Source organism: Tenacibaculum sediminilitoris (genome assembly GCF_964513795.1).
Taxonomy (GTDB): Bacteria; Bacteroidota; Bacteroidia; order Flavobacteriales; family Flavobacteriaceae; genus Polaribacter; species Polaribacter sediminilitoris.
Window position 1 is genome coordinate 110761 of record NZ_CAZEQR010000033.1, and the last position, 22218, is coordinate 132978.

Here is a 22218-nt window from a genome sequence, read left to right on the forward strand (position 1 = left end):
CAGTAAAACTACTTACAAATTAGTTGATGCAAAACTTCAAGAATAGTTGAAATAAAAACACCATCGATTTTAACACGAACCAATAAACTATTAAACATGAAAAAACTATCATTTTATTCGCTATTATGTTACTAATCGCAGTTCTTGTACTAAAGAAGATGCTACTAACAATTTAATACTACTTGGGAATTAGAATATATCTCTGGACTCAAAATTGCTTTTGAAGGATTCATTCCTACAAAAAACCGCAACTTACGTTTGATAAAGAAACAATGAAAATTTATAGTAATAATGGTTGCAATGGGTATTATGCTACGTTTACTTTAAGTGAAGAAACGCTATTTTTTTTGAAGAAGCAGGTCCTATCACCATGATGTATTGCGGACAAAGGGAACAAGAATTTTTAAAAACTATTAAACAAATTAACAAGTATAGCTTTGACATAGAAAAAAACTAAATTTATTAATGTACGATGTATCGATGATACACTTTAAAAAAGCAACCTCAGCTGAATAATTCAGTACAGTTGTCATTTCAAATGGAGTAATAACAACAAAACCTCATACTATACACCCTTATATGGTTGTTAGTATGAGGCTTTTACTTTTACCACAAAATACATCATAACGAATAACCACAGCAACGTGCTTATCTCTCAAAGTATAGCAAACATCCTCATAACGAAGAGTGACAACGACGTGGTTATCTCATAAAATTATAACTCTAATATTCTCTATTTTTAAAAAATTACGGGAATCCACTACTTATTTTACGGTTTTTCTCAAATTTGATTACTCTTTTTGTAATAACTTTAAAAGCACAAAAAGTACTTTTATACCACCATATTGGATGTATAAGAGGAATAGAGGTGCTTTTATAAACAAGTTAGGCACAAGCAGGAAAACACTAAAACGAAAAAACTATGAATGGAACTGAAAACGAGGAAATAGACGAAAAAATAATTGATGTAGATGAGAAAGAAGAATCAATTGCACCAATAATTTACGACATATCTAGTTATGGTGCCGACTATGATGTTGAGGGACTTGTCAAAAGGCTTAAAAGAGGAGATATTTTTATACCACCATTTCAAAGAGATTATGTTTGGAATCAAGCAGAAGCATCTAGATTGATTGAATCCCTTTTACTAGGACTTCCAGTTCCTGGCGTATTTTTAGCAAAAGAAAGTGATTCAAATAAATTATCTGTTATTGACGGACAGCAACGCCTTAAATCTCTTTTGTTTTTCTACGAAGGTTTTTTTAATCCAAAAGAAGGAGACAATAGAAAGAAAGTGTTTAAACTTAAAAATGTACAACAACAATTTGAAGGAAAAACTTATGATGAATTAGAAGAAGAAGATAGAATTAACCTAGACGATTCAATAATTCACGCGACAATAATTAAACAAGAAACACCAAATGATGATAACACAAGTATTTATCACGTTTTTGAGAGATTAAATACAGGTGGAAGAAAATTAACACCTCAAGAGATTAGGTCAGCAATTTACATCGGAAAATTGAATGAACTGATTGTTGAATTAAATGATTACGAACCTTGGAGAGAACTTTTTGGAAAAAAGAATAATCGTCTTAAAGACCAAGAGATGATTTTGAGATTTTTCGCAATGTATACTTCCCTAGATATTTATACTAAACCTCTGAAAGAATTTTTAAATAAATTTAATGGCAAATATAGAAATCCTATTGATTCAGAAATTGACAGATTATCGACTGTATTCAAAACAACAACAAATAGAATATTAGATAATTTTGGTAAATCAGCATTCAGACCAGACCGAGTTTTTAATGCTTCAGCATTTGAAGTGCTAATGGTCGGAATTGCTACTAGACTTGATGAAAATATTGATTTTGAATCTTTGGTGGCAAATATTAACGAATTGTACAAAGACCAAGATTTTATTGATTCTATAACGAGAGCAACTTCGGATGACAAAGTAGTTGAAGCAAGACATAAAATGTTTAACGATTTTATAGTTGAGTATGTTCAATAATCCCGATTTAGAAAGACAATATTTAAGACTAACAAATCTTATTAGAAACACAAGAGATAGTTTTGAGCCAGATGACGAATTGCAATCTCATTTAGCAAAATATCTTTGTATTCTATGTTCAGGTTTTCTAGAAAATGCTCTTAAAATTACACTTTCAGATTTTGCGGAACAAAGGACAGGTGATGAAATGATTTTGTCTTATTTAAAATCCCAATTACAGCGAATTAATAATCCTAATTCAGGAAAAATAAGAGACACGACTAAAATTTTTAGCCCAATTCTTGAAGAAAGACTAAACACATTTATGCAAGTTAATGATAAATCTTCCGCAATTAATTATATAATAAAAGATAGACATAAAATTGCTCACGGAAAGGATTCAGATATTACAATTAGAAAAATTGAAGAATATTTTACTAAAGTAGTAAAAGTTTTCGTCTTTATTGAACAAGATTTACTGACAAATGCCCGTGCCTAACAATGTATAAAAAAAATAGGGCAAAAAGTGCTTAACCGAAAGGTGTGTGTATTTGTCAAGTCGCCAAATTTTTAAATTTGGTATATTTAAAACAAGAAAAGATAAATAACAAAATTTAAAAATTCGGCTTGTGTTTCATCCGAAAAGTATCGCTTAAAACTGCCCTACTTTTCTTATACTAACCGTTAGCGGTCAGTTAAAACGACAACAAAAAATGACAGATATTAAACAACAATTTATTGGACTAATTCAAAATAGAAGTAAAGAGAATTCCGAATCATTGAAAGACGACTTTGAAAAAAGACGCATCGGAAAATGTATGGAAACGCTTAGAACAGAATTAGATTCATTTATTCGAGTTATGTATTTAGGTAGAATTGCTAACATAGCCGAAAGAGAAAGACTAATACAACAAACTTTATCAGGAGAAAAATGGACTGTTTTGACACACAATAATAAGTGGAAACAAGTTACAGATAGAGATATGGTGGAAAAAGCAAATGAATTGATGGGATACATTCAATATGTTTATAAGTTTGGTTGTGGATTTATTCATTTATCTGACTTCCATAACTACTCAATGAATAACCCGTTTGACAAACTCAGTGACACAGAAAAAACAGACGTTAAAAATTATCTGAACCAATACCATTTTTTTCCTCTTGACACTGAATTAAAGATAGAAAATTTAACCAGCTATATTCCTGACGTATTTAATAAAATATCTTCGAACTTAGCTTGCTATTTTGACAATATATTAACTGACGAAATGATAACAATGTAAAAAAACCGAACCGCTAACATTTTGTATAAGTAATGGCAGGAATGTGGCAAAAAACAAGGTTTGTAGCCCGCTTAAACTGCGTAGCTGTTTGACAGGAAAGTGCCACGCAATCTGCCACTACTCATACAATTTACCGTTATAAAAATAAAAACTATGAAAAAAATTACTGCTTTTTTTGTATTAACGTTAGTTACTATTACGAGTATAAATGCACAAAGAGAATTAGACTCTTTGACTTATGAAAACACTCAAGACATTAATTTTTTTAGAAACATCAAAAACAATACTAAAATAAATAAATATGTTACTGTTAGTGAAAATGTTGTTAAAATTGGGGATACTTTAATTTTAGGGAATCCGACATCACAAGAGACAAATTCAAGCACTTATGGAGGAAGTTATGGGAGAAGAGGAAGAATTGGTGCTGCAAAAACAAGAAGTACAACTACTAAAACTTATGAATTCATTAAAATGGGAAGACCTGCGGGATTTGGAAGTATTATGACTGCTATAAGTGGAGAGTCACAAATAATGGCAAGCAATAGCTTCAAGAATACTAAAGTTATAGTAAATGAAATGAAAGCGTACCATAGAGGAAGCAAAAAGAAACCTCTTTATATCGTTATGGTATTAGGTGAAATTAATGGTCGTGCTTTTGGTGTAAATAAATATTTAAGTGTAATGGATTCAGAATTAGCCTTGGAATCTGGTGAAATTTTATTGAAAAATAGAAAAATGACGAGAGGTGAAGCTATTTCAAAATTAAAAGAAGCTAAAGAGTTGATGGAAATTGAAATGATGTCTAAAGAAGAATTCAATAAATTAAAAAAAGAACTTGCTCCAATAATAATGAATAAAAATTAGAACTATTACTTTTTACAACAATGGCTATGGCTATAAGTAATTGCTTGTTCATACCTACTTCTAAAAATTCTCACAGATTTCTAACTTAGTGTGTACTTGCAAAGTTCAATCCTAAACCACTTAACTACTCATAACCGAAACCGTTACCACTAACAAACAAAGAAAAACATGTCAGATATCGACAAACGAGTATTGGCTATTAAAGAACTACTACAAGCCTTTAAATTAGAAAGAATACTATATGTAGTAATTTCTTGTATTGCTGTGAGCATTTTGCTAACCGTAGCAATTTTTATCATGGTAAAAAACCCAGAAAAAATCGAATGGTTTATCAGTCTGTTTGTACCTGCTGGAGCCATTACCTATTCTATTGGACGAATTTTAAAAATGTGGAATCAGGCATTAACATTTGTCAGTAACCAAAAAATAGGAGGTAACGATGAAGCATAAAAAAAATTATTTTGGTATCATTTCAGCTATTGGTTTATTATGTATCATGATTGGTTATGCCTACATGATGTATAAATTAAATACCATAACTGAAGAAGTTGAATTAAAGCAACAAAATTTAAAAGAAATAACCCGAGAGCTTACGATTACCGAAAAGAAATTAGTATTAAAAAAAGAATTGATCAATGAGCTTGATAGCCAAATTAAAAAAAGCAACGATACTACTTTAATACTAAGAACATCTAACCAAATAATCACCAACAACAACCTAGAAAAATCAATCGAGGCTAACAAACAAAATACGACTATTTACATACAAGTAAACACGAAAAAAGTACAAGCTACACTTGAAAAAGTAGATTTAGTAGGCTTTTTAAATGCTAAAGGATATACAACATATGGGTATGATTTTGTAAGTGGTCGTGCAAACAATACGCTACGGTATTTTCATGAAGAAGATGTGAAAATTGCAAAATCTGTTCAAAAAATACTAAAAACGGATTTCAACATTACCTTAAAATTAGTCTTCATAAAAAAATATGGTGATAAGGCACCAAAAAAGCAACTAGAACTGTGGATTAAATAAAAACTATAATCAAGCTAATGCTACATAACCAATAAAAAACATACACGATGTTAGAAGAAAATAATTTAATTGATGAAATAACATTTAATCAAATTCAAGAGTTAAAATTAAACAACATTTGTTATCAATCAACAACAAGAGGAAGCTTTTGGCCTTTTAAAGCTAGCTTTAATTCAACCTCTTTTTTTATTGATAAAAATGTTCTCTTAACATCTGCACATAATGTTGTAAAAACATATAGAAGCGTAAACAAGCTAGTCGTAGCACCTGCAAGAGTTGGTAAAATGTATCACTATGGTAAGTTTTCTATAAACACAGAAAACTCTAAAAACTTTAGCATTTTTCCTGATTATGATATGCGAAACAAACCAACAAGAGGCCTCTATGACATTGCTTTAATTTATATTCCCAATCATGTAATTGATAGCAACACCAGCTTTACCTACCAAAACTCGTTGCCTTTATTAGAAGATATTTCTTCTTTATCAATTAATGAAGAAGTGTATTGTGCAGGCTATCCAGCCTCAGGAAAACACAAAAACAGGTATCGAATGACTCTAGATAAATCTAAAATCACTGAGATTAACGAACATAGTTTTACGCATAACCTTAGTACAGCAACAGGCAATAGTGGCTCACCAATTATGGTAAAAAGAAACAATCAATTGTATATTATTGGGGTTAACTCAATAAAACATAATGGAACATTAATTAATGATGTAAAGAAGAACTGGATTCAACAATCCAAAGAAATTCTTGCTTCAGCATAAATAATCACTTTTAAAATCTATATAAAATGGCAATATTAGGAACAAAAAAGTTTTGGAAGCCTGCTATAGGCGCTTCAACAACCCAAAAAGAAAATCAAATTTTAAAAAATTCTGGATATCTAAATATTCAACTCACTTCAGTTAACTATATGTCAAAAGGTAATTTTTGGCAAAATACTTTTGGAGGAAGAGATAATATTGCTTTGGCTACAAATTTAAAATATCAAACAGGCGTTGAAACTATCGAAGCAACTTCAGTTCAAGACGTTCGTGAAGTAAAAGTAAATAAGAATTACAATTTGGGACTAAACAGAAATATTGCTGTAAAAATACCTTTGAATGCAGATGCTATTTCAATTGATGTTAAAATGACTGCCGTAAAAAACGACTTATTAGAAGCGAAGTTTGACATGTTAAACAAACCCGAATATCAATCAGCGCTACAACTCGCACCTACCCTTGTAGGCCAAGTAATTACAGTTACATCATTAGTTAAGGGTTTATTTTCAGATTCTAATCCAGATACGCAACTAGAAGCAAGTTACGCAGGAATTATAAGTGCTCAAAAAGAGGAATACCCTGTTTCAAACGGTAAATTAACTAAGGGGTTATTAATTTTAATTTCAACAGATGATGGAGATAATTTTAGTAATGTTGATGAAAATGACTTTGAATTAAGAGGAGATACTTTATATTATAAAAATAATGAAGTAGAGAATACGTATGCTATATTTAATATTTCATTTGATTTATATAGAGGTGATGACGAAAATTCAAATTGGTTTAAAAAATACAGCAACTCTTTAAATAATTTAGATAAAATTCAGCTCGCTCTCAATAACGATGAAATAGAGAAGATTTATAATGATTCTCTTAAAATGTGGATTGAAGGAAACGCTCTTATTGATGCAGATGCTACCTATGTAAATAAAGAAAAGTTACAAATTAAAGGTTTAGCATTAGACACTTTAAGAAAAAAATATTTAGAATATAGCAATACTACTGCCAACACAGATATGCAAAAATCTACAGAATTATTTGCTGAGTTAATAGGCTCTACACCTTTTAACATGATAAAAGAAGCTTTCCCGTCAACTGGCAATTTAATTGAATCTCATATTAATATGGATACAACTAAATCAATCGACTCTGTTGAATTAGGTTTTTTAAATTTAGATAGTAATTTTTTGGATTCGTTGGATATTGACACTTCTAAATATTTAAAAGATTTAGAAGAAAATAAAATCACTTTTCACTTGCTAAAAAAATAACTTAATTTAACTATAAGCTGTTAAGAATAAAGGTTACATTTAGGAGTTAAAAAGCACTGAAATCACAGAAGTCGTTTTTTTTATGCTTAATAATAGTTATTGCTCATCTCAATTCCTATTACGCAATATTTATAAACTATTCCTTGTCTTATATATTCAAAAAAACGTAACCTTTCATAAAATTATTGTATGGAAACAAACAACACTACTACACTATCAATGAACGATACATTTAACGATCGAATTAAACTACCTTTTAGTTTTGAAACTGCTAAAATGTTAGAAGAAGCAAAAGCGCTACAATTAGATAATTTTGAATATTACGACGTAATTCCTTTACGGTCACCAGCACATTTAGTAGATACTTCATTACCATTCCCTCCTCCTGCAGATGATTATGCTGATGGTTCTTGGACCGATTGGTTAGATACTCTTGCACTAAAAAAATCTCCTTACCTAACCAACGTAGTTAATTTTTTTAAAGAAAACACTACTGTAACTTTAGTACGACTACTCCGATTAGCTCCACATTCAACAGTAAAAGAACATACCGATCCTACTTTAGGTTTAGAGATTGAAAAGTCAGTAATTCGTCTTACAATACCTATTCTTAATAACGAAAATGTTACTTTTTATTTAAACAACACCCCAGTAATAATGGCTACTGGAGAATGTTGGTACATGCGTCTTACCGACCCGCATAAAGTAATAAATGATGGAGATGAAGAACGTATAAACCTTACGATAGATATGATTCCGAACGATTGGATTCGACAAATAATTAAAGACAGTAAACATAGCTAAAAGAAAGAATAATTGTATTAATACCAATAAAAAAAGGTTACGTTAAAACGTAACCTTTTTTTATCTATATATTTATTCTTTGTCGTTTATTCTAAAGCACCTAAATAACGCTCTGCATCTAAAGCTGCCATACAACCTGTACCTGCAGCAGTAACTGCCTGGCGGTATTCTTTATCTTGAATATCTCCAGCAGCAAAAACTCCTGGTAAATTTGTTTTGGTAGATTTACCTTTGGTAATTAAATACCCTGTTTCATCCATATCTAACACACCCTTAAATAAATCAGAGTTTGGTTTATGTCCAATTGCAATAAATACACCTGTTACAGGAATCTCAGTTTTCTCTCCAGTTTGGTTGTTTACAGCACGAACACCTTCAACCACATTCTCACCTAAAACCTCATCAATTTCAGTATTGTACATAACAGTAATATTTTCTGTTTTGTTAACACGGTGCTGCATTGCTTTAGAGGCACGCATATAATCTTTACGAACTAATATGGTTACCTTGCTACAAATATTCGCTAAATATGTTGCTTCTTCTGCTGCAGTATCTCCTGCCCCAACTACAACAACATCTTGTCCTTTATAAAAGAAACCATCACAGGTAGCACAAGCAGAAACTCCACCACCAATTAAACGTTGTTCGCTTTCTAAACCTAAATATTTAGCAGTAGCGCCGGTAGAAATAATAACCGTTTGTGCTTCAATTTCTGTTGATTCGTCTACAGTTATTTTATGTATTCCTCCTTCTTTTTCAGAAAGCTCTACTTTGGTAACCATTCCAAAACGAACATCGGTACCAAAACGCTCTGCTTGGTTTTTTAAATCTTCCATCATTGCTGTACCATCAGTTCCATTTGGGTAACCAGGAAAGTTATCAACCTCTGTCGTTGTTGTTAACTGCCCTCCCATTTGCATTCCTGTATACATAACTGGTTTCATATCTGCTCTTGCCGCATAAATTGCTGCTGTGTAACCTGCTGGTCCAGAACCAATAATAAAACATTTAATTTTTTCTGCCATCGTCTAAAAATTTTGAAGTTACAAATGTAATTTTTTTTTACATCTATTATCTACTTTTGAATATATTTTAACTATGAACATATAAAATCATATTATTTAATAAATATTTTGTTTTTTTATTTGTCATCTACTTTTTTTTTCTACATTTGCAATCCGAATTATTCGGGGTGTAGCGTAGCCCGGTCATCGCGCCTCGTTTGGGACGAGGAGGTCGCAGGTTCGAATCCTGCCACCCCGACAAAAACCTGTAAATCTTTTGATTTTCAGGTTTTTTTTATTACTTGATAGTGTATTCCAATAACAAGTAAGAACCTTCTGTAAAATACAGTATACTAATGAAGTGGTACTTATTTTTTATAAATCTAGAAAGGTTTATAAGAATGCAAATTATGAAGCTTTTAAAAAACATACCAATTCAGCACTCTTAGTATCCTAAAAACTAAATCTTAAGAAATTAAAGCCATTATTAATCATGATATCTACTATAAATGTTATTGATTCTAATAAAAAGGCATTAGAACAATTTCACAGGCGTTGGATTTTAACGAAAAAACCTCTGATAAAAAATTGCTAAAATCAACATCTTAGTTAATCTTGCCAATGTTTATAGTTAAATAGATAACACAGACAAAGTGATTTTAAAAACTCAAATAATGAACAAGAGCATCAATTAAACTGACGGTCTATGTTTCTTATCAAAGAATATTTTTTACAACAACTAAAAACACACATTACACCTTGGCTTACAACATAAACCAAGGTGTTTTTATATAAAACAGCTATTATAACATTAGTATTCTATACAAGATTTTATGTAAATTCGTACTTATGGAATTACTTTTTTTAGGGTTGGCTGGTGGAGCCATCATATCTTATTACATTTTAAAAAAATTCACCTCAGTAAAAAGAAAAAATTTAACCGAAAAACAGTCGGTTGTATTATTAGATAAGATTAAGAAAGTATCTAAATTAATTACTGTTGAAGGAGAATTTGCTGAAATATACCATCACGAAAATACCAAGGAGAAGTTTTTAGGACTTGTTACTAGTAAGAAAAAAGCCATTATTTTAATTAATGCTAAAGTGCATATTGGTTTTGATTTTAGGAAAATAAAAATGCATACTGACACTAAGAAAAAAGTATTAGTTTTATCCGAATTCCCACAACCTGAAGTATTTTCAATAGAACCTAATTTACGTTTCTATGACATTCAAAACGGCTTACTTAATAAGTTCAGTTCAGAAGATTTAACTGAAGTTAATAAAGAAGCAAAAGAACATATTCTTCAAAAAATACCCGAAAGCAACTTAATGCAAACAGCAAACAAAGAAGCTATAGAAGCTGTTAGTTTAATGCAAAATTTAGTAGAAACGATTGGATGGAAACTAGACTACACTGCTTTAAAGATTCCTGAATCAACTCAAAATTTAATTGAATAACTAACAGTAATGGAGAAACATTATAAAACATTTAAACTATTATTCATTTCTGCTTTTTCTTTTTTTTTATACTATTACGTAGGCAATCATGATGCTTTAATGTTACTTCAAGAAAAAGCAGACAAATATTTCACACATGGAGGTTTTGAATTTTTCTTATTCATAAATATTTTTAAATACTTTTTCTTATTACTTAGTTTTATGTCTATTATTTTCCTAGCTTTTATACCCTATAAAAATAAAAAAAATGAATATTGAAGAGTTACGTAATTATTGCATTACAAAAAAAGGAGTTACTGAACATTTTCCTTTCGATGAAGTTACCTTAGTCTTCAAGGTCATGGGAAAAATGTTTGCCTTGGTTGGACTAGATAGGTGGGAACAGGGAGAAACAAAAATTAATTTAAAATGTGATCCTGAACGCGCCTTAGAGCTACGCGCTGAATATGAAAGTATTAACCCAGGATATCATATGAGTAAAAAGCATTGGAATACAGTTACTTTAAACAATGATGTTTCAGACACTCTTGCTTTTGAATTAGTTGACCATTCATACGAATTGGTAGTAAAAGGATTGACTAAAAAACTACAAGAAGAATTAAAATCAATGTAATTGAACATGATAAAATCTGAACTTAGAAAACTTTACAAACAAAAAAGAAACACACTTACTCCGTCAGAAAAAGAAAAACTTGAAGAAAATATTTATCAACAAATTTTCGAGTTAAAAAATGATAACATTCACAATGTGCATTTGTTTTTATCTATGCGAAAGTTTAATGAAATTGACATGCAACCTGTGATCGATTTTTTTAGAGAAAAGGAAAAAAGAATTATTGTTAGTCGCTGCAATTTTGAGAATGATTCTCTTACTCATTTTTATTTTGAAAAAGATGCCAAGCTAGAACTTAACAAATTTGGTGTTCCAGAACCAGTAAAAGCAAAAGAAGCTTTTATAAAAGATATCGATTTGGTTTTTGTTCCTATGTTAATTTCAGACGAACAAAATTACCGAGTTGGTTATGGAAAAGGGTTTTATGATCGGTTTTTATCAGAGTGTAGAGAAGATACTCAAACTATAGGACTCAACTTTTTCTCTCCTATCAAAAAAATAGAAGACACTCATGAATTTGACGTTCCATTAGATATTGTTATATATCCAAAATAAAAAATCCCGCAAAAAGCGGGATTTTTTATTTTATATACTAACGATTATCCGTTCATTGAAATTAAAAACTCTTCGTTGTTTATTGATCTTTTAATTCTGTCTTGAATAAACTCCATTGCTTCAATAGGATTCATATCTGCTAAATACTTACGTAATACCCACATGCGATGCACTGTTTTTTCGTCTAATAATAAATCATCACGACGTGTACTCGACTTAATTAAGTCAATTGCAGGATAAATTCTACGATTTGCAATATTACGCTCTAATTGTAATTCCATGTTACCTGTTCCTTTGAATTCTTCAAAGATAACCTCATCCATTTTCGAACCAGTTTCTGTAAGTGCAGTAGCAATAATAGTTAAAGACCCTCCATTTTCAATGTTACGAGCTGCTCCAAAGAAACGTTTTGGTTTGTGTAATGCATTTGCATCAATACCTCCAGATAAAATCTTACCAGATGCTGGTGCTACGGTGTTGTATGCTCTTGCTAAACGTGTAATAGAATCTAATAAAATTACTACATCATGTCCACATTCTACTAAACGTTTTGCTTTTTCCAATACAATATTAGCTACACGAACATGTTTATCTGCTGGTTCATCAAAAGTAGAGGCAACTACCTCACCACGTACACTACGTTGCATATCAGTAACCTCTTCTGGTCGTTCATCAATTAGTAAAACAATTTGATATACTTCCGGATGATTAGCTGCAATTGCTTTTGCTATATCCTTTAATAACACTGTTTTACCTGTTTTTGGTTGTGCTACAATCATACCACGTTGTCCTTTTCCTATTGGAGAAAACAAATCAATGATTCTAGTTGAGAATGAGCTTCCTTTTTCTGCTAAATTGAATTTTTCTTCAGCAAATAATGGAGTTAAGTGTTCAAAAGAAACACGATCTCGAACAATATTCGGATTCAATCCATTAATTTTTGAAACTCTAATTAACGGAAAGTACTTCTCTCCTTCTTTTGGAGGACGCACATTACCACGAACGGTATCTCCTGTTTTTAGACCAAATAGTTTTATTTGAGATTGTGATACATAAATATCATCAGGTGACGACAAATAGTTGTAATCTGAAGAACGTAAAAAACCATATCCATCAGGCATCATCTCTAACACACCTTCACTTTCTATAATACCATCAAATTCAAAATCAGGATCACGGTACTTGTTACCACTTTTATGGTGTTGTTTATTACTACTCTGATTTTTATTGTGCTTATTACCTCTATTGTTTTGGCTTTTACTATGCTGCGGTTGCTTTTGAGGCTGCTGTTTTTTATCTTCAGTAGCCTTTGGTGGCTGCTTCTTTTCTTCTTGTCTTTTTTTAGGCTTAGCAACAACCTCCTTTTTTTCTGGAATTTCTTTTACCTCTGGCTTCACTACAACTTCTTCTTGTTTTTCAACAACTTTAGCAGTCGTATTAGGTTCAGCTTTGTTAATTCTCTTCCTTTTTGGCTTTTCTACTTTAGGGGCAGCAGGCTTAATTTTAGCCTCATTAGCACTTGCTTCCGCTTGCGCATCTAAAATTTTGTATACCAAGTCTAACTTCTTTAGTTGACTCATTTTGGTTAATCCTATTGATTTCGCAATAACTTGTAAGTCAGCTATTTTTTTAGTTTTTAATTCCGAAATATCGAACATTCGTTAAATAATTAAGTTACTAAAATTCTTTATGTCTAAAGAATTATTTTGTATTAAGTTTTGTTTTGAGTGCTAATTATATAGGGGTTATATAATAATTTGGAGCAGTTACATACATGGCAAATATATACAAAAAATTTAACTTGTAATATTTCTTTTTAAAAAAAGAAGTATTACATTTGCTTTCCTATAAAAAAACATGATACAAAGAATACAATCTATATACTTATTAGTTGCAGGAATTATTTCTGGAGGCTTAACTTTTGGTGTTCGTCTTTGGGCTACTTCACAAACTAATTCTACTGTGTATGTAATGGATTTATTTTCTGGAAACTCAATTTTAGAAAAATGTATTCCTGTTTTATTTTTTAGTTCAGCATTAGTAGCTATTGTAACCATTTTTTTATTTAAAAATCGTCAATTACAATTTGTGCTAAATCGCTTAAACATTTTGATAAACCTTTTTTTATTAGGACTATTGATATATTTATCACAAACATTATCTGGAGAAACTTCGGTTTCTGAGAAAGGTATTGGGATGTTCTTTCCTATCATTGTTGTTTTGCTGTTAGTTTTAGCAAATAGAGCCATTAAGAAGGATGAAGATCTTGTAAAATCTGTAGATAGATTACGATAAGCCTAACATCTTAGTATATTTAGTGCGAAAAAAACCGAGATTTAAAATCTCGGTTTTTTATTTTTGTTTCCTAGGATATTTAAGGCCTACAAACCTAAATGTTAAAGAAATGTTAAAGAAAACTCAGGGTTATCCCTGAGTCAATAATAAAACAATTAGGGATATTGTGTATTGTACACACTCTTTTAACCTTATAAATTTGTAACTGTAATAACAACGATGAATTACAAAAAGATAAAAGTTCACATAGCAGATGACCACAAAATTTTAATAGATGGAGTCATTGCTTTATTAAATACTGAAGATGACATTGAAGTTGAGGGTTTTTCTTTAACAGGTAGACAAGTAATAAACTGGTCTTCTAAAAATACAGCAGATGTATTGGTTTTAGATATAAATATGCCTGAAATGGATGGTATTGAAGTTTTAAAAGCGTTTAAGAAACGTAACACAAACATCAAAACAATAATACTGTCTAGTTTAAGTGACCCAAAACTTGTTCAAGAAATGATAGCATTAGGTGCTAACGGTTTTGTTGATAAAAGTCGAGCTAATGAGCAAATAATTGATGCCATAAAAGTTGTGCACAACGGCATACAATACATTAGCGAAGATATTAAGGTAAAATTATTAAACTTATATGCTTCTGATGCAAAAGAAAAAGAACAAGCTGAATTTCTACATGGAGATTTAACCGAGCGGGAAATTGCTGTTTTAAAGCTTATTGCCAAAGAGAAAAGTTCTAATGAAATTGCAGAAAAACTAAATGTCAGTATAAAAACAGTTGAAACTTATCGAAGCAATTTATATAAAAAATTAAAAGTAAAAAACGTAGTAGGTTTAGCGATGTATGCTGTTAGAAACAAAATAGTGTAAAGACATAATCAAAACCCTTCAAATTTTTCTTTAGTCCCCCAGATTAAGAAGAAGCCCCCCGAAGTCTATACATTTGATACATCGCTAATAAACTACTTTTAATAAATAAACACAATAGCGATGTACGCGTTATTAAACATAGTATAGAAAACCCCTTCATTTTGTTTTCTTTTATCCACAAGAGATATCGTCTCCCGGTCTCTCAACATCTATCCTAAGTACATCGCTATTTTTTTTATAAATTAATAGCTCTAAAACAAAAAATAAAAATCATGAAAAAAAATACTCCTTACTTTCTCGCGTTATCCTTAAGTGTGTTATTTGTTTCTTGTGCTTCTAACGACACAGAGATTATAAATGATACTCCTGAAAACTTGTTGCAATCTTATACTTTAAAAAGAGATGCTTCAGGAGCTTATTCTATTGATTTTCACACAACAGACAATACTGATGTTACTACAGTAACAAATGTAGATAACTCTAACGAAATTATTTTGGCAGAAACTTCCCAAAATACAGCAACAAAACACTCTAATAGTTTTTCTATTGAAAACGACCAACTAAAAATTGGGTTCTTAGAAGCTAATAAAGGAAAAACAAGGAATATATATATTGAAGATGAAAACATTACCTTTGCTAAAGGAATTACAGAGTTTTTAAATTCATATAGTATCACTGCCAATGAAGATAATACCTATCAATTAGATTTCGTGGTAAATGATAATGTAAGCACCAATTTTATATATAATGAAGATCTAAAAACCTATGAAGTACATTTAACCAATGGAACATCTTCTCAAAATAACTTTTCTAGAGAACTGAAAAAAAGACCCGATGCTGATATGCTTAGGTTAGATTTTGTTAACCATATTTATGCTGGAAAAACAGAAGAAGAAATGGTTACAAGAAAACCTAAAGTAGGTGTAGACAACGGTGAATTTATTTAATTTTATTTGTTTGTGAAAATTAATCATTATAAATACTTACTCTTACTTTTTCTAATATTTTCTTTCTGTAAACAAAATATTAGAGCATATCAATTAACTAATAATAGTTTTTTTGATCAAACTTATAATCACAAAAAAGACTCAGCATTAGCTTCTAAATATAACTTTCTAATTAAGGAATATAAAAATCAAAAATACTATAAAACCTTAAAAGAAGCCTTGCGCACATATAGCGCGATAAAGAAAACAAACAATTATAAATATACTTATTTATTCTCTTTATTAATAGCTGATGTATATGATAAAACAAGAAACCACAAACAATCGTTACATTATTATAAAGAGTCTTTCTTTTTATTAGAAAATCAAAGCATAAACGAAATTAGCCCTACTATAATTGAATCCATTGATGATGAAACCCCAAAAGTTATATTAAGGATTGGAAGTTCTTTCCAAAAATTAGGTTTAAAGGATAGTGCTATTTTTTATTATAAAAAGTTAGAAAACTTTCACTTAATTAATGATAATATCCTAAAATACAAGGCAGCATCTTATTCGAACTTATCTGGAATTTATGAACAAGACTCTATTTATGATAAGGCACTAAATTATGCAATCAAAGCTATAGACATTCATAAAAGCAGAAACAATAGAGTAAATCTTGCCAACTCACTAAATAACCTTGGAAACATATATTTATCTCAGTCAAATTACAGTAAAGCAAAAAAAACTTACTTAGAGGGTATTGAATTAATTCAAAATGATAATAGCCAAAACGCTGTAAGGTTTAAAGCTAACCTTTATTATAACCTAGCTTGGGCAATGAGGAAGCTTAAAGACTACAAGGCGTACGATTTTCAAGAACTCTCTTATGAAATAGAAGATAGTCAACGAGAAAAAGAGACTAGAAGAATAATAGCTGAAGTAACAGCAAGGCATGAAGAAAACTTAAAGCAACAAAAGATTGAATTAATAAAACATGAAGTCCAATTAGAAGAAACCCAGCAAGCCAAAACCTCAATCTTGTTTGCCGCTTTAAGTCTTCTTGTTCTTGTTATATCAGGTGTTATTATATACAATTATAAGTTGCGTCAAAAAAACTTACGCCTCAAATTATCTGAAACTAACCTTTTGCAACAACAAAACCTTGAGAAAGTTAAGTCAGAATCGCAAATTAAAATATTAAATGCTACCATAGACGGAAAAGAAACCGAACGAAAACTTATTGCAGAAATTTTGCATGATAATGTTAGTGCCTTATTGTCTTCTGCAAATATGCATTTAACGGCTACCAAAAAACAATTTATCGGAGAAACACCACAAGAAATAGAAAAAACACAAGCTATCATATCAGAAGCTTCACAAAAAGTAAGAGATTTATCTCACAATTTGGTTTCTTCTATTCTATTAAAATTTGGTTTAGAATACGCCATTAAAGATGTCGTAAAAAAATATTCAAACAGTCAGTTAAAGCTGGATGTTTCTGCTCATAACATTGGTCGCTATAACCAAGAGTTTGAAATAAAAATTTTTAACGTAATTCAAGAATTAATCAACAATATCTTAAAACACAGTAAAGCACAATATGCACAAATAGATTTAAAAGAAGAGAAAAATCAACTAACCGTTCTCGTTAAGGATGATGGGGTAGGCTTTTCTACCTCGTCTCCTTCTTTTTCAGATGGTATTGGGCTTAATCAAGTAGAAGCAAGAATTCATATAATGAATGGTAAGCTTACCATAACATCAAAAGAAAATATTGGCGCTTCTATTCATATTATTGTTCCGATAGTAAAAAAAGAAAAAGATTTTAAGTTAACTTCTGTTAGCTAGTTCAATAATTTCCATATTCTTTATCTCCCCGCTATCTATTTCGAACCTCAACATTGTTCTTACCTTATGAAATCCATATTTACCTGCTGCCCCTGGATTTAAATGAAGTAAATTTAATTTTTTGTCGTATTGAACTTTTAAAATATGTGAATGCCCACAAATAAATAGCTTTGGCGTATTCCTTTTTAATTCTTCACGGACTCTTTGGTTATATTTATTAGGGTAACCGCCAATATGCGTTATCCAAACCGCTACCCCCTCTACAATAAACTTGTTATCTAACGGAAACTCTACTCTAGCATCTTTATCATCAATATTTCCATACACCGCCCTAAGTGGTTTTAAGCTTTTAATTGTGTCTGTAACCTGTAAATCACCAATATCACCAGCATGCCAAACTTCATCAGCTTGTTTTACAAACTTTATTATTTGATTATCAATAAAGCTATGCGTATCAGAAAGAAGTAAAATTTTTTTCATTAAGACAAAATTAATGAATTATAAAAGAAAAAATCCACAACATTACATTGTGGATTTCTTTAAACCAAGGGGATTCTCATGAATGGGGAATTCACTTCTCTTTTTAAAGTCGGCAAAAATAACACATACAACTAAACATAAGCATTAACATATGTTAATAAAATTAAAAATGTTTTATTTTAACTTTTTAATCTATAACTTTTCAAGTTATAATTTCATAATTTAGCTCTTTAAAATTTCACGCTTCTTGAGGTATTTTATTGAATTAGCATATAACGGAAAAAATTACCATGGTTGGCAAATACAACCACACGCAATCTCAGTTCAAGAAATAATAAACAAGGCAATTAGTACAATTTTAAGGGAGAAAGTAAATATTGTTGGAGCAGGAAGAACTGATGCCGGAGTGCATGCATCACAAATGTTTGCTCATTTTGATGTAGCAAATCCATTAAATGATAATTTCACCTATAAACTAAACGCCATTTTACCTGATGATATTGTAATATTTAACACACAATTAGTCCACAACGAAGCACATACTCGTTTTGATGCTCTTAGCAGAAGCTATGAGTACAAAGTATGGTTAGGTAGAAATCCATTTTTATTAGATACCACTTGGCAATTACACCATCAACTATTAAATATAGAGCTGATGAATAAAGCCGCTGCTGTTTTATATGATTATGAAGATTTTGAATGTTTTTCAAAAGTAAAAACAGATGTTCACACATTTAACTGCTCTATTAGTAATGCCGAATGGATAAAAAATGGAAATGAACTTACATTTCATATTAGCGCTAATCGTTTTTTAAGAAATATGGTTAGAGCCATTGTAGGCACTTTAATTGATGTTGGCTTAGAAAAAATTACAGTTCATGATTTTAAAAAAATTATAGAGAGTAAAAACCGAAGTAAAGCAGGAGTATCTGTTCCTGCAAAAGGATTATTTTTAACAAAAGTAATATACGACTATATATAGTGAGTAAAACAACAGGAAAAGCATTTGATATCAAAATTTTTGCAAGACTTATGAGTTTTGCAAAAAAATACCGTGTACGATTTACAATAGCAGCACTATCTACCATTTTACTGGCAGGATTTTCTGTACTAACTCCTGTCATTTTAATGACAGCAATAGATGATTTTACGGTTACAAAAGACATCACAAGGTTATTGTATTTTACAATTGCCATGATTGTAGTTTTACTTATTCAGGTATTTTTTCAATTTAGCTTTATTTTTTATGCCAACTGGGTAGGACAACATATTATTAGAGACATAAGAGCGAAAACTTTTAGAAAAATACTTCAATTTAAAATGGGGTATTTCGACAACTCTTCTGTTGGGAAATTAGTAACTAGAGTTGTATCAGACATAGAAACTATTGCTAATTTCTTTACGCAAGGTGTTTTTATGATTGTGAGTGATGTTTTAAAAATGATTGTCGTAATCTTTGTAATGTTTTATACTAACTGGAGATTAGCCTTAATAGCACTTGCTACATTACCTATATTAATTTATGCTACTAAACTATTTCAAATAGCTATTAAATCTACCTTTCAAGATGTTCGTAACCAAGTAGCCAACCTAAACAGTTTTGTACAAGAAAGGGTTACAGGAATGAAAATTCTTCAACTCTTTAACAGAGAAAGAGTTGAGTATAAAAATTTTATTGAAATTAACAATAAACACAAAAAGGCACATGTAAAAACGGTATGGTACTACTCTATCTTCTTTCCTATTGCCGAAATATTATCTTCTATTGCTATAGGACTTATTGTATGGTATGGCGGACTTCAAGTTGTTGAAGATAAAACTGTGAGTATTGGGGCTATTATTGGTTTTATAAAAATGGCTCAAATGCTTTTTAGACCACTACGCCAAATAGCTGATAAATTTAACCAATTACAAATGGGAATAGTAGCGGGTGAACGTGTTTTTAACATAATAGATACTAAAAGCTCTATAGACAAAAACGGCTCTATTATTGCTGATAATATTCAAGGCACTATTAATTTTAAAGAGGTACACTTTAGCTACATAAAAGGAGAAGAAATTTTAAAAGGAATTAACCTTAACGTTAAAGAAGGACAAACTGTTGCAATTGTAGGAGCTACAGGTGCAGGAAAATCAACTATAATTAATCTTATAAACCGTTTTTACGAAATAGATAGCGGTGAAATTTCAATTGATAATATCAAAATTCAAGACTATGAACTTTCCTCTTTACGCCAAAAAGTAGCAGTAGTCTTACAAGATGTTTTTTTATTTTCTGACAGTATTTTAAACAATATTACATTGAATAATGAAAATATTTCACTTGAAGAGGTTAAAACGGCTGCCAAACAAATTGGAATTCATCCATTTATAATGAGCCTCCCTAACAACTATCATTATAATGTTAAAGAACGTGGAGGCATGCTATCTTCTGGTCAACGCCAGTTAATTGCATTTTTACGTGCCTATGTTAGTAAACCAAGTATTTTAATTTTAGACGAAGCTACTTCATCAGTTGATGCACATTCAGAACAAATGATTCAATATGCTACAGATGAAATCACAAAAAACAGAACCTCTATAATCATTGCTCACCGTTTAGCAACCATTAAAAAGGCTGATATGATTATAGTTATGGATAAAGGTACAATTGTTGAAAAAGGAGATCATTCAGAATTATTAAAAAAACAGAAAGGTTATTATAAGAATTTGTATGATAAACAGTTTAATAGTGAAACTGTTGTGTAAATAAATTTGTTTACATCAATCAAAAAATAGTACATTTGTTATTCAATCTTAAAAACTAAAATCAATAAACGATGAAAAAAGTAATCTTATCTGTATTTGTTGTTGCTGCATTATTAGCAACATCTTGTAAAAACACTAAAGAAGAAGCTAAAGATGCTACTGAAGATGCTGTTGAAGTGGTAGAAAATGCTGCTGAAGAAGCTGAAGACGCTACAACTGAGGCTGTTGAAGACACAAAGGAAGCTATTGAGGAAGCTGCTGACGCTATAGAGTCTGCAATCGAAGGTATTACAATTCCAGAATTTAAAGATCCAAAAGTAGGAGAATACTTACAATCTTACTCTCAATATGCTAAAGATTATATCGACGCAAAAGGAGATGTAGTTAAAAACGCTGAATTAGCTAAAAAAGGTGTTGAATTAGCTACACAAGCTAAAGACATAGTTCAAAACTTAGATCAGGAAGCTGCAAAAAAATTCAATAACGTTATGACAGCTATTCAATCTAAAATGGCTCCTACTCAATAATTCTTTTGAGAAAAACATAAAAAGGCTCGCAAATTGCGAGCTTTTTTTATGTCATTACATCTTTCTCTAATTTTCTATGAAGCTCTTCTATTGAGTTATACGACACAAAATCACCATCTTTTATATACGAAATCTCTCCTGTTTCTTCTGACACCAGTAAACAAATTGCATCTGTTTTTTCACTAACCCCAATAGCAGCTCTATGGCGCAAGCCAAATCGAGAAGGGATTTTAGTACTACTAGAAACTGGTAATATTACACGAGTTGCTACAATATAATTATCACGAACAACGGTTGCCCCATCATGTAGCGGACTATTTTTATAAAAAATACTTTCAATAATAGCTTCATTAATCAAAGCATTCATTTTATCGCCAGTATTAATCAAAAAATCAAGATTATTCGTTTTTTCTATCACTAATAAAGCTCCTGTTTTTGTTTTTGACAAATTAACACATGCACCCAAAATAGTTTCAATATCTATTTCTGAATTAATTTCAGTTTTTAAAAACTTTAACTGATTTAAAAAACCTCTTTTGGTAGAAAAGTTAGTAGTTCCAATCATTAACAAAAACTTTCTTATTTCTTGTTGAAACACTATTATCAATGCTATTACTCCTCCAGAAAGTAAATAACCTAAAATTCCGCTTAACATTTCCATATTTAGTGCCTGCGTAACTTTCCATATTAAAAAAATAAACGCAATTCCTATTACAATGTTAATAGCTACCGTTCCTTTTAACAATTTATAGATGTAATACAGTAACAGCGCTACTAAAAAAATATCTAACACATCTAAAAACGAAAAATCGATAAAATCTAAACTCATTAATTATCTCGGAGTTTTACCCTCTT

23 protein-coding genes and 1 tRNA gene are annotated in these 22218 nt (G+C 30.4%); 20 read left to right on the top strand and 4 right to left on the bottom strand.

Going from position 1 to position 22218, the window contains the following annotated elements; all coding sequences use genetic code 11:
• The first annotated feature begins 922 nt into the window (after positions 1 to 922).
• The 9 genes from ACKTSW_RS09055 (at position 923) to ACKTSW_RS09095 (ending at position 8024) form a co-directional block, all read left to right on the top strand.
• On the top strand, positions 923 to 2017 hold the full coding sequence (locus ACKTSW_RS09055; RefSeq protein WP_408024946.1) for a DUF262 domain-containing protein: 1095 nt from the start codon (positions 923 to 925) through the stop codon (positions 2015 to 2017).
• Positions 2007 to 2495, top strand: coding sequence for a HEPN domain-containing protein (locus tag ACKTSW_RS09060; RefSeq protein WP_408024947.1), 489 nt, complete (start codon positions 2007 to 2009; stop codon positions 2493 to 2495). Before ACKTSW_RS09055 ends, ACKTSW_RS09060 begins: the two co-directional genes overlap by 11 nt.
• 214 nt (positions 2496 to 2709) lie before the next feature.
• Positions 2710 to 3279 carry a hypothetical protein gene (locus ACKTSW_RS09065; protein WP_408024948.1) on the top strand — a complete coding sequence of 190 codons (570 nt, stop codon included), beginning with the start codon at positions 2710 to 2712 and terminating at the stop codon, positions 3277 to 3279.
• 153 nt (positions 3280 to 3432) lie between these two features.
• Positions 3433 to 4143 (top strand): hypothetical protein, encoded by a 711-nt coding sequence (locus tag ACKTSW_RS09070; RefSeq protein ID WP_408024949.1) that lies wholly within the window; start codon positions 3433 to 3435, stop codon positions 4141 to 4143.
• Positions 4144 to 4311: 168 nt separating this feature from the next.
• The gene (locus tag ACKTSW_RS09075; RefSeq protein ID WP_408024950.1) at positions 4312 to 4593 is read left to right on the top strand and encodes a hypothetical protein; all 282 of its coding nucleotides are present in this window, start codon (positions 4312 to 4314) and stop codon (positions 4591 to 4593) included.
• Positions 4583 to 5179 (top strand): hypothetical protein, encoded by a 597-nt coding sequence (locus ACKTSW_RS09080; protein ID WP_408024951.1) that lies wholly within the window; start codon positions 4583 to 4585, stop codon positions 5177 to 5179. Before ACKTSW_RS09075 ends, ACKTSW_RS09080 begins: the two co-directional genes overlap by 11 nt.
• Before the next feature lie 47 nt (positions 5180 to 5226).
• Positions 5227 to 5949: a trypsin-like serine peptidase gene (locus ACKTSW_RS09085; RefSeq protein ID WP_408024952.1), complete on the top strand. Its 723-nt coding sequence runs from the start codon at positions 5227 to 5229 to the stop codon at positions 5947 to 5949.
• 26 nt (positions 5950 to 5975) lie between these two features.
• Complete coding sequence (locus tag ACKTSW_RS09090; RefSeq protein ID WP_408024953.1) at positions 5976 to 7220, top strand: hypothetical protein; 1245 nt, start codon at positions 5976 to 5978, stop codon at positions 7218 to 7220.
• Positions 7221 to 7409: 189 nt separating this feature from the next.
• Positions 7410 to 8024: an aspartyl/asparaginyl beta-hydroxylase domain-containing protein gene (locus tag ACKTSW_RS09095; protein ID WP_408024954.1), complete on the top strand. Its 615-nt coding sequence runs from the start codon at positions 7410 to 7412 to the stop codon at positions 8022 to 8024.
• Between the two features lie 86 nt (positions 8025 to 8110).
• On the opposite strand, the gene trxB is transcribed toward ACKTSW_RS09095, so the two are convergent.
• The gene (trxB, locus tag ACKTSW_RS09100; RefSeq protein WP_408024955.1) at positions 8111 to 9049 is read right to left on the bottom strand and encodes a thioredoxin-disulfide reductase; all 939 of its coding nucleotides are present in this window, start codon (positions 9047 to 9049) and stop codon (positions 8111 to 8113) included.
• A gap of 163 nt (positions 9050 to 9212) precedes the next feature.
• On the opposite strand from trxB, the gene ACKTSW_RS09105 reads away from it, so the two are divergent.
• The 4 genes from ACKTSW_RS09105 (at position 9213) to ACKTSW_RS09120 (ending at position 11657) form a co-directional block, all read left to right on the top strand.
• Positions 9213 to 9287: transfer RNA gene (locus ACKTSW_RS09105), tRNA-Pro, on the top strand.
• Positions 9288 to 9877: 590 nt separating this feature from the next.
• The gene (locus tag ACKTSW_RS09110) at positions 9878 to 10489 is read left to right on the top strand and encodes a DUF4230 domain-containing protein (protein ID WP_408024956.1); all 612 of its coding nucleotides are present in this window, start codon (positions 9878 to 9880) and stop codon (positions 10487 to 10489) included.
• A 247-nt stretch (positions 10490 to 10736) separates the two neighbouring features.
• Positions 10737 to 11102 (top strand): MmcQ/YjbR family DNA-binding protein, encoded by a 366-nt coding sequence (locus ACKTSW_RS09115; RefSeq protein ID WP_408024957.1) that lies wholly within the window; start codon positions 10737 to 10739, stop codon positions 11100 to 11102.
• 6 nt (positions 11103 to 11108) lie between these two features.
• Positions 11109 to 11657 (top strand): 5-formyltetrahydrofolate cyclo-ligase, encoded by a 549-nt coding sequence (locus tag ACKTSW_RS09120; protein WP_408024958.1) that lies wholly within the window; start codon positions 11109 to 11111, stop codon positions 11655 to 11657.
• A 44-nt stretch (positions 11658 to 11701) separates the two neighbouring features.
• On the opposite strand, the gene rho is transcribed toward ACKTSW_RS09120, so the two are convergent.
• Entirely contained in the window at positions 11702 to 13315 is a 1614-nt protein-coding gene (gene rho, locus ACKTSW_RS09125; protein WP_408024959.1) for a transcription termination factor Rho, read from the bottom strand.
• A gap of 199 nt (positions 13316 to 13514) precedes the next feature.
• Here rho and ACKTSW_RS09130 point away from each other — a divergent pair, with 199 nt between their 5' ends.
• The 4 genes from ACKTSW_RS09130 to ACKTSW_RS09145 all read left to right on the top strand — a co-directional run bounded on the left by ACKTSW_RS09130 (position 13515) and on the right by ACKTSW_RS09145 (position 17608).
• Entirely contained in the window at positions 13515 to 13952 is a 438-nt protein-coding gene (locus ACKTSW_RS09130; protein ID WP_408024960.1) for a DUF4293 domain-containing protein, read from the top strand.
• A 219-nt stretch (positions 13953 to 14171) separates the two neighbouring features.
• Positions 14172 to 14828 carry a response regulator gene (locus tag ACKTSW_RS09135; protein WP_408024961.1) on the top strand — a complete coding sequence of 219 codons (657 nt, stop codon included), beginning with the start codon at positions 14172 to 14174 and terminating at the stop codon, positions 14826 to 14828.
• Positions 14829 to 15100: 272 nt separating this feature from the next.
• Positions 15101 to 15775, top strand: coding sequence for a hypothetical protein (locus ACKTSW_RS09140; protein WP_408024962.1), 675 nt, complete (start codon positions 15101 to 15103; stop codon positions 15773 to 15775).
• A gap of 12 nt (positions 15776 to 15787) precedes the next feature.
• Positions 15788 to 17608 carry a tetratricopeptide repeat-containing sensor histidine kinase gene (locus tag ACKTSW_RS09145; protein WP_408024963.1) on the top strand — a complete coding sequence of 607 codons (1821 nt, stop codon included), beginning with the start codon at positions 15788 to 15790 and terminating at the stop codon, positions 17606 to 17608.
• Here the strand turns inward: ACKTSW_RS09145 and ACKTSW_RS09150 are convergent.
• Positions 17591 to 18088 (bottom strand): metallophosphoesterase family protein, encoded by a 498-nt coding sequence (locus ACKTSW_RS09150; RefSeq protein ID WP_408024964.1) that lies wholly within the window; start codon positions 18086 to 18088, stop codon positions 17591 to 17593. The genes ACKTSW_RS09145 and ACKTSW_RS09150 overlap by 18 nt on opposite strands.
• A 247-nt stretch (positions 18089 to 18335) precedes the next feature.
• Between ACKTSW_RS09150 and truA the strand changes: the two genes are divergently transcribed.
• The 3 genes from truA to ACKTSW_RS09165 all read left to right on the top strand — a co-directional run bounded on the left by truA (position 18336) and on the right by ACKTSW_RS09165 (position 21363).
• Positions 18336 to 19070: a tRNA pseudouridine(38-40) synthase TruA gene (gene truA / locus ACKTSW_RS09155; RefSeq protein WP_408024965.1), complete on the top strand. Its 735-nt coding sequence runs from the start codon at positions 18336 to 18338 to the stop codon at positions 19068 to 19070.
• The gene (locus ACKTSW_RS09160) at positions 19070 to 20836 is read left to right on the top strand and encodes an ABC transporter ATP-binding protein (RefSeq protein WP_408024966.1); all 1767 of its coding nucleotides are present in this window, start codon (positions 19070 to 19072) and stop codon (positions 20834 to 20836) included. The genes truA and ACKTSW_RS09160 overlap by 1 nt, the downstream gene beginning before the upstream one ends.
• A 71-nt stretch (positions 20837 to 20907) precedes the next feature.
• The gene (locus ACKTSW_RS09165) at positions 20908 to 21363 is read left to right on the top strand and encodes a hypothetical protein (protein ID WP_408024967.1); all 456 of its coding nucleotides are present in this window, start codon (positions 20908 to 20910) and stop codon (positions 21361 to 21363) included.
• A 46-nt stretch (positions 21364 to 21409) separates the two neighbouring features.
• Here ACKTSW_RS09165 and cdaA read toward each other — a convergent pair whose 3' ends face one another.
• Entirely contained in the window at positions 21410 to 22192 is a 783-nt protein-coding gene (gene cdaA, locus ACKTSW_RS09170; RefSeq protein ID WP_408024968.1) for a diadenylate cyclase CdaA, read from the bottom strand.
• Between the last annotated feature and the right edge of the window lie 26 nt (positions 22193 to 22218).

Excerpts from the sequence above, each read along its gene's own strand:
- ACKTSW_RS09150 (WP_408024964.1), bottom strand. The coding sequence starts at position 18,088 with ATGAAAAAAATTTTACTTCTTTCTGATACGCATAGCTTTATTGATAAT.
- ACKTSW_RS09135 (WP_408024961.1), top strand. The coding sequence starts at position 14,172 with ATGAATTACAAAAAGATAAAAGTTCACATAGCAGATGACCACAAAATT.
- ACKTSW_RS09140 (WP_408024962.1), top strand. The coding sequence starts at position 15,101 with ATGAAAAAAAATACTCCTTACTTTCTCGCGTTATCCTTAAGTGTGTTA.
- ACKTSW_RS09165 (WP_408024967.1), top strand. The coding sequence starts at position 20,908 with ATGAAAAAAGTAATCTTATCTGTATTTGTTGTTGCTGCATTATTAGCA.
- ACKTSW_RS09110 (WP_408024956.1), top strand. The coding sequence starts at position 9,878 with ATGGAATTACTTTTTTTAGGGTTGGCTGGTGGAGCCATCATATCTTAT.
- trxB (WP_408024955.1), bottom strand. The coding sequence starts at position 9,049 with ATGGCAGAAAAAATTAAATGTTTTATTATTGGTTCTGGACCAGCAGGT.
- ACKTSW_RS09055 (WP_408024946.1), top strand. The coding sequence starts at position 923 with ATGAATGGAACTGAAAACGAGGAAATAGACGAAAAAATAATTGATGTA.
- ACKTSW_RS09065 (WP_408024948.1), top strand. The coding sequence starts at position 2,710 with ATGACAGATATTAAACAACAATTTATTGGACTAATTCAAAATAGAAGT.
- ACKTSW_RS09130 (WP_408024960.1), top strand. The coding sequence starts at position 13,515 with ATGATACAAAGAATACAATCTATATACTTATTAGTTGCAGGAATTATT.
- rho (WP_408024959.1), bottom strand. The coding sequence starts at position 13,315 with ATGTTCGATATTTCGGAATTAAAAACTAAAAAAATAGCTGACTTACAA.
- ACKTSW_RS09075 (WP_408024950.1), top strand. The coding sequence starts at position 4,312 with ATGTCAGATATCGACAAACGAGTATTGGCTATTAAAGAACTACTACAA.
- ACKTSW_RS09090 (WP_408024953.1), top strand. The coding sequence starts at position 5,976 with ATGGCAATATTAGGAACAAAAAAGTTTTGGAAGCCTGCTATAGGCGCT.
- ACKTSW_RS09070 (WP_408024949.1), top strand. The coding sequence starts at position 3,433 with ATGAAAAAAATTACTGCTTTTTTTGTATTAACGTTAGTTACTATTACG.
- ACKTSW_RS09115 (WP_408024957.1), top strand. The coding sequence starts at position 10,737 with ATGAATATTGAAGAGTTACGTAATTATTGCATTACAAAAAAAGGAGTT.
- ACKTSW_RS09060 (WP_408024947.1), top strand. The coding sequence starts at position 2,007 with ATGTTCAATAATCCCGATTTAGAAAGACAATATTTAAGACTAACAAAT.
- ACKTSW_RS09085 (WP_408024952.1), top strand. The coding sequence starts at position 5,227 with ATGTTAGAAGAAAATAATTTAATTGATGAAATAACATTTAATCAAATT.
- cdaA (WP_408024968.1), bottom strand. The coding sequence starts at position 22,192 with ATGAGTTTAGATTTTATCGATTTTTCGTTTTTAGATGTGTTAGATATT.
- ACKTSW_RS09120 (WP_408024958.1), top strand. The coding sequence starts at position 11,109 with ATGATAAAATCTGAACTTAGAAAACTTTACAAACAAAAAAGAAACACA.
- ACKTSW_RS09095 (WP_408024954.1), top strand. The coding sequence starts at position 7,410 with ATGGAAACAAACAACACTACTACACTATCAATGAACGATACATTTAAC.
- ACKTSW_RS09080 (WP_408024951.1), top strand. The coding sequence starts at position 4,583 with ATGAAGCATAAAAAAAATTATTTTGGTATCATTTCAGCTATTGGTTTA.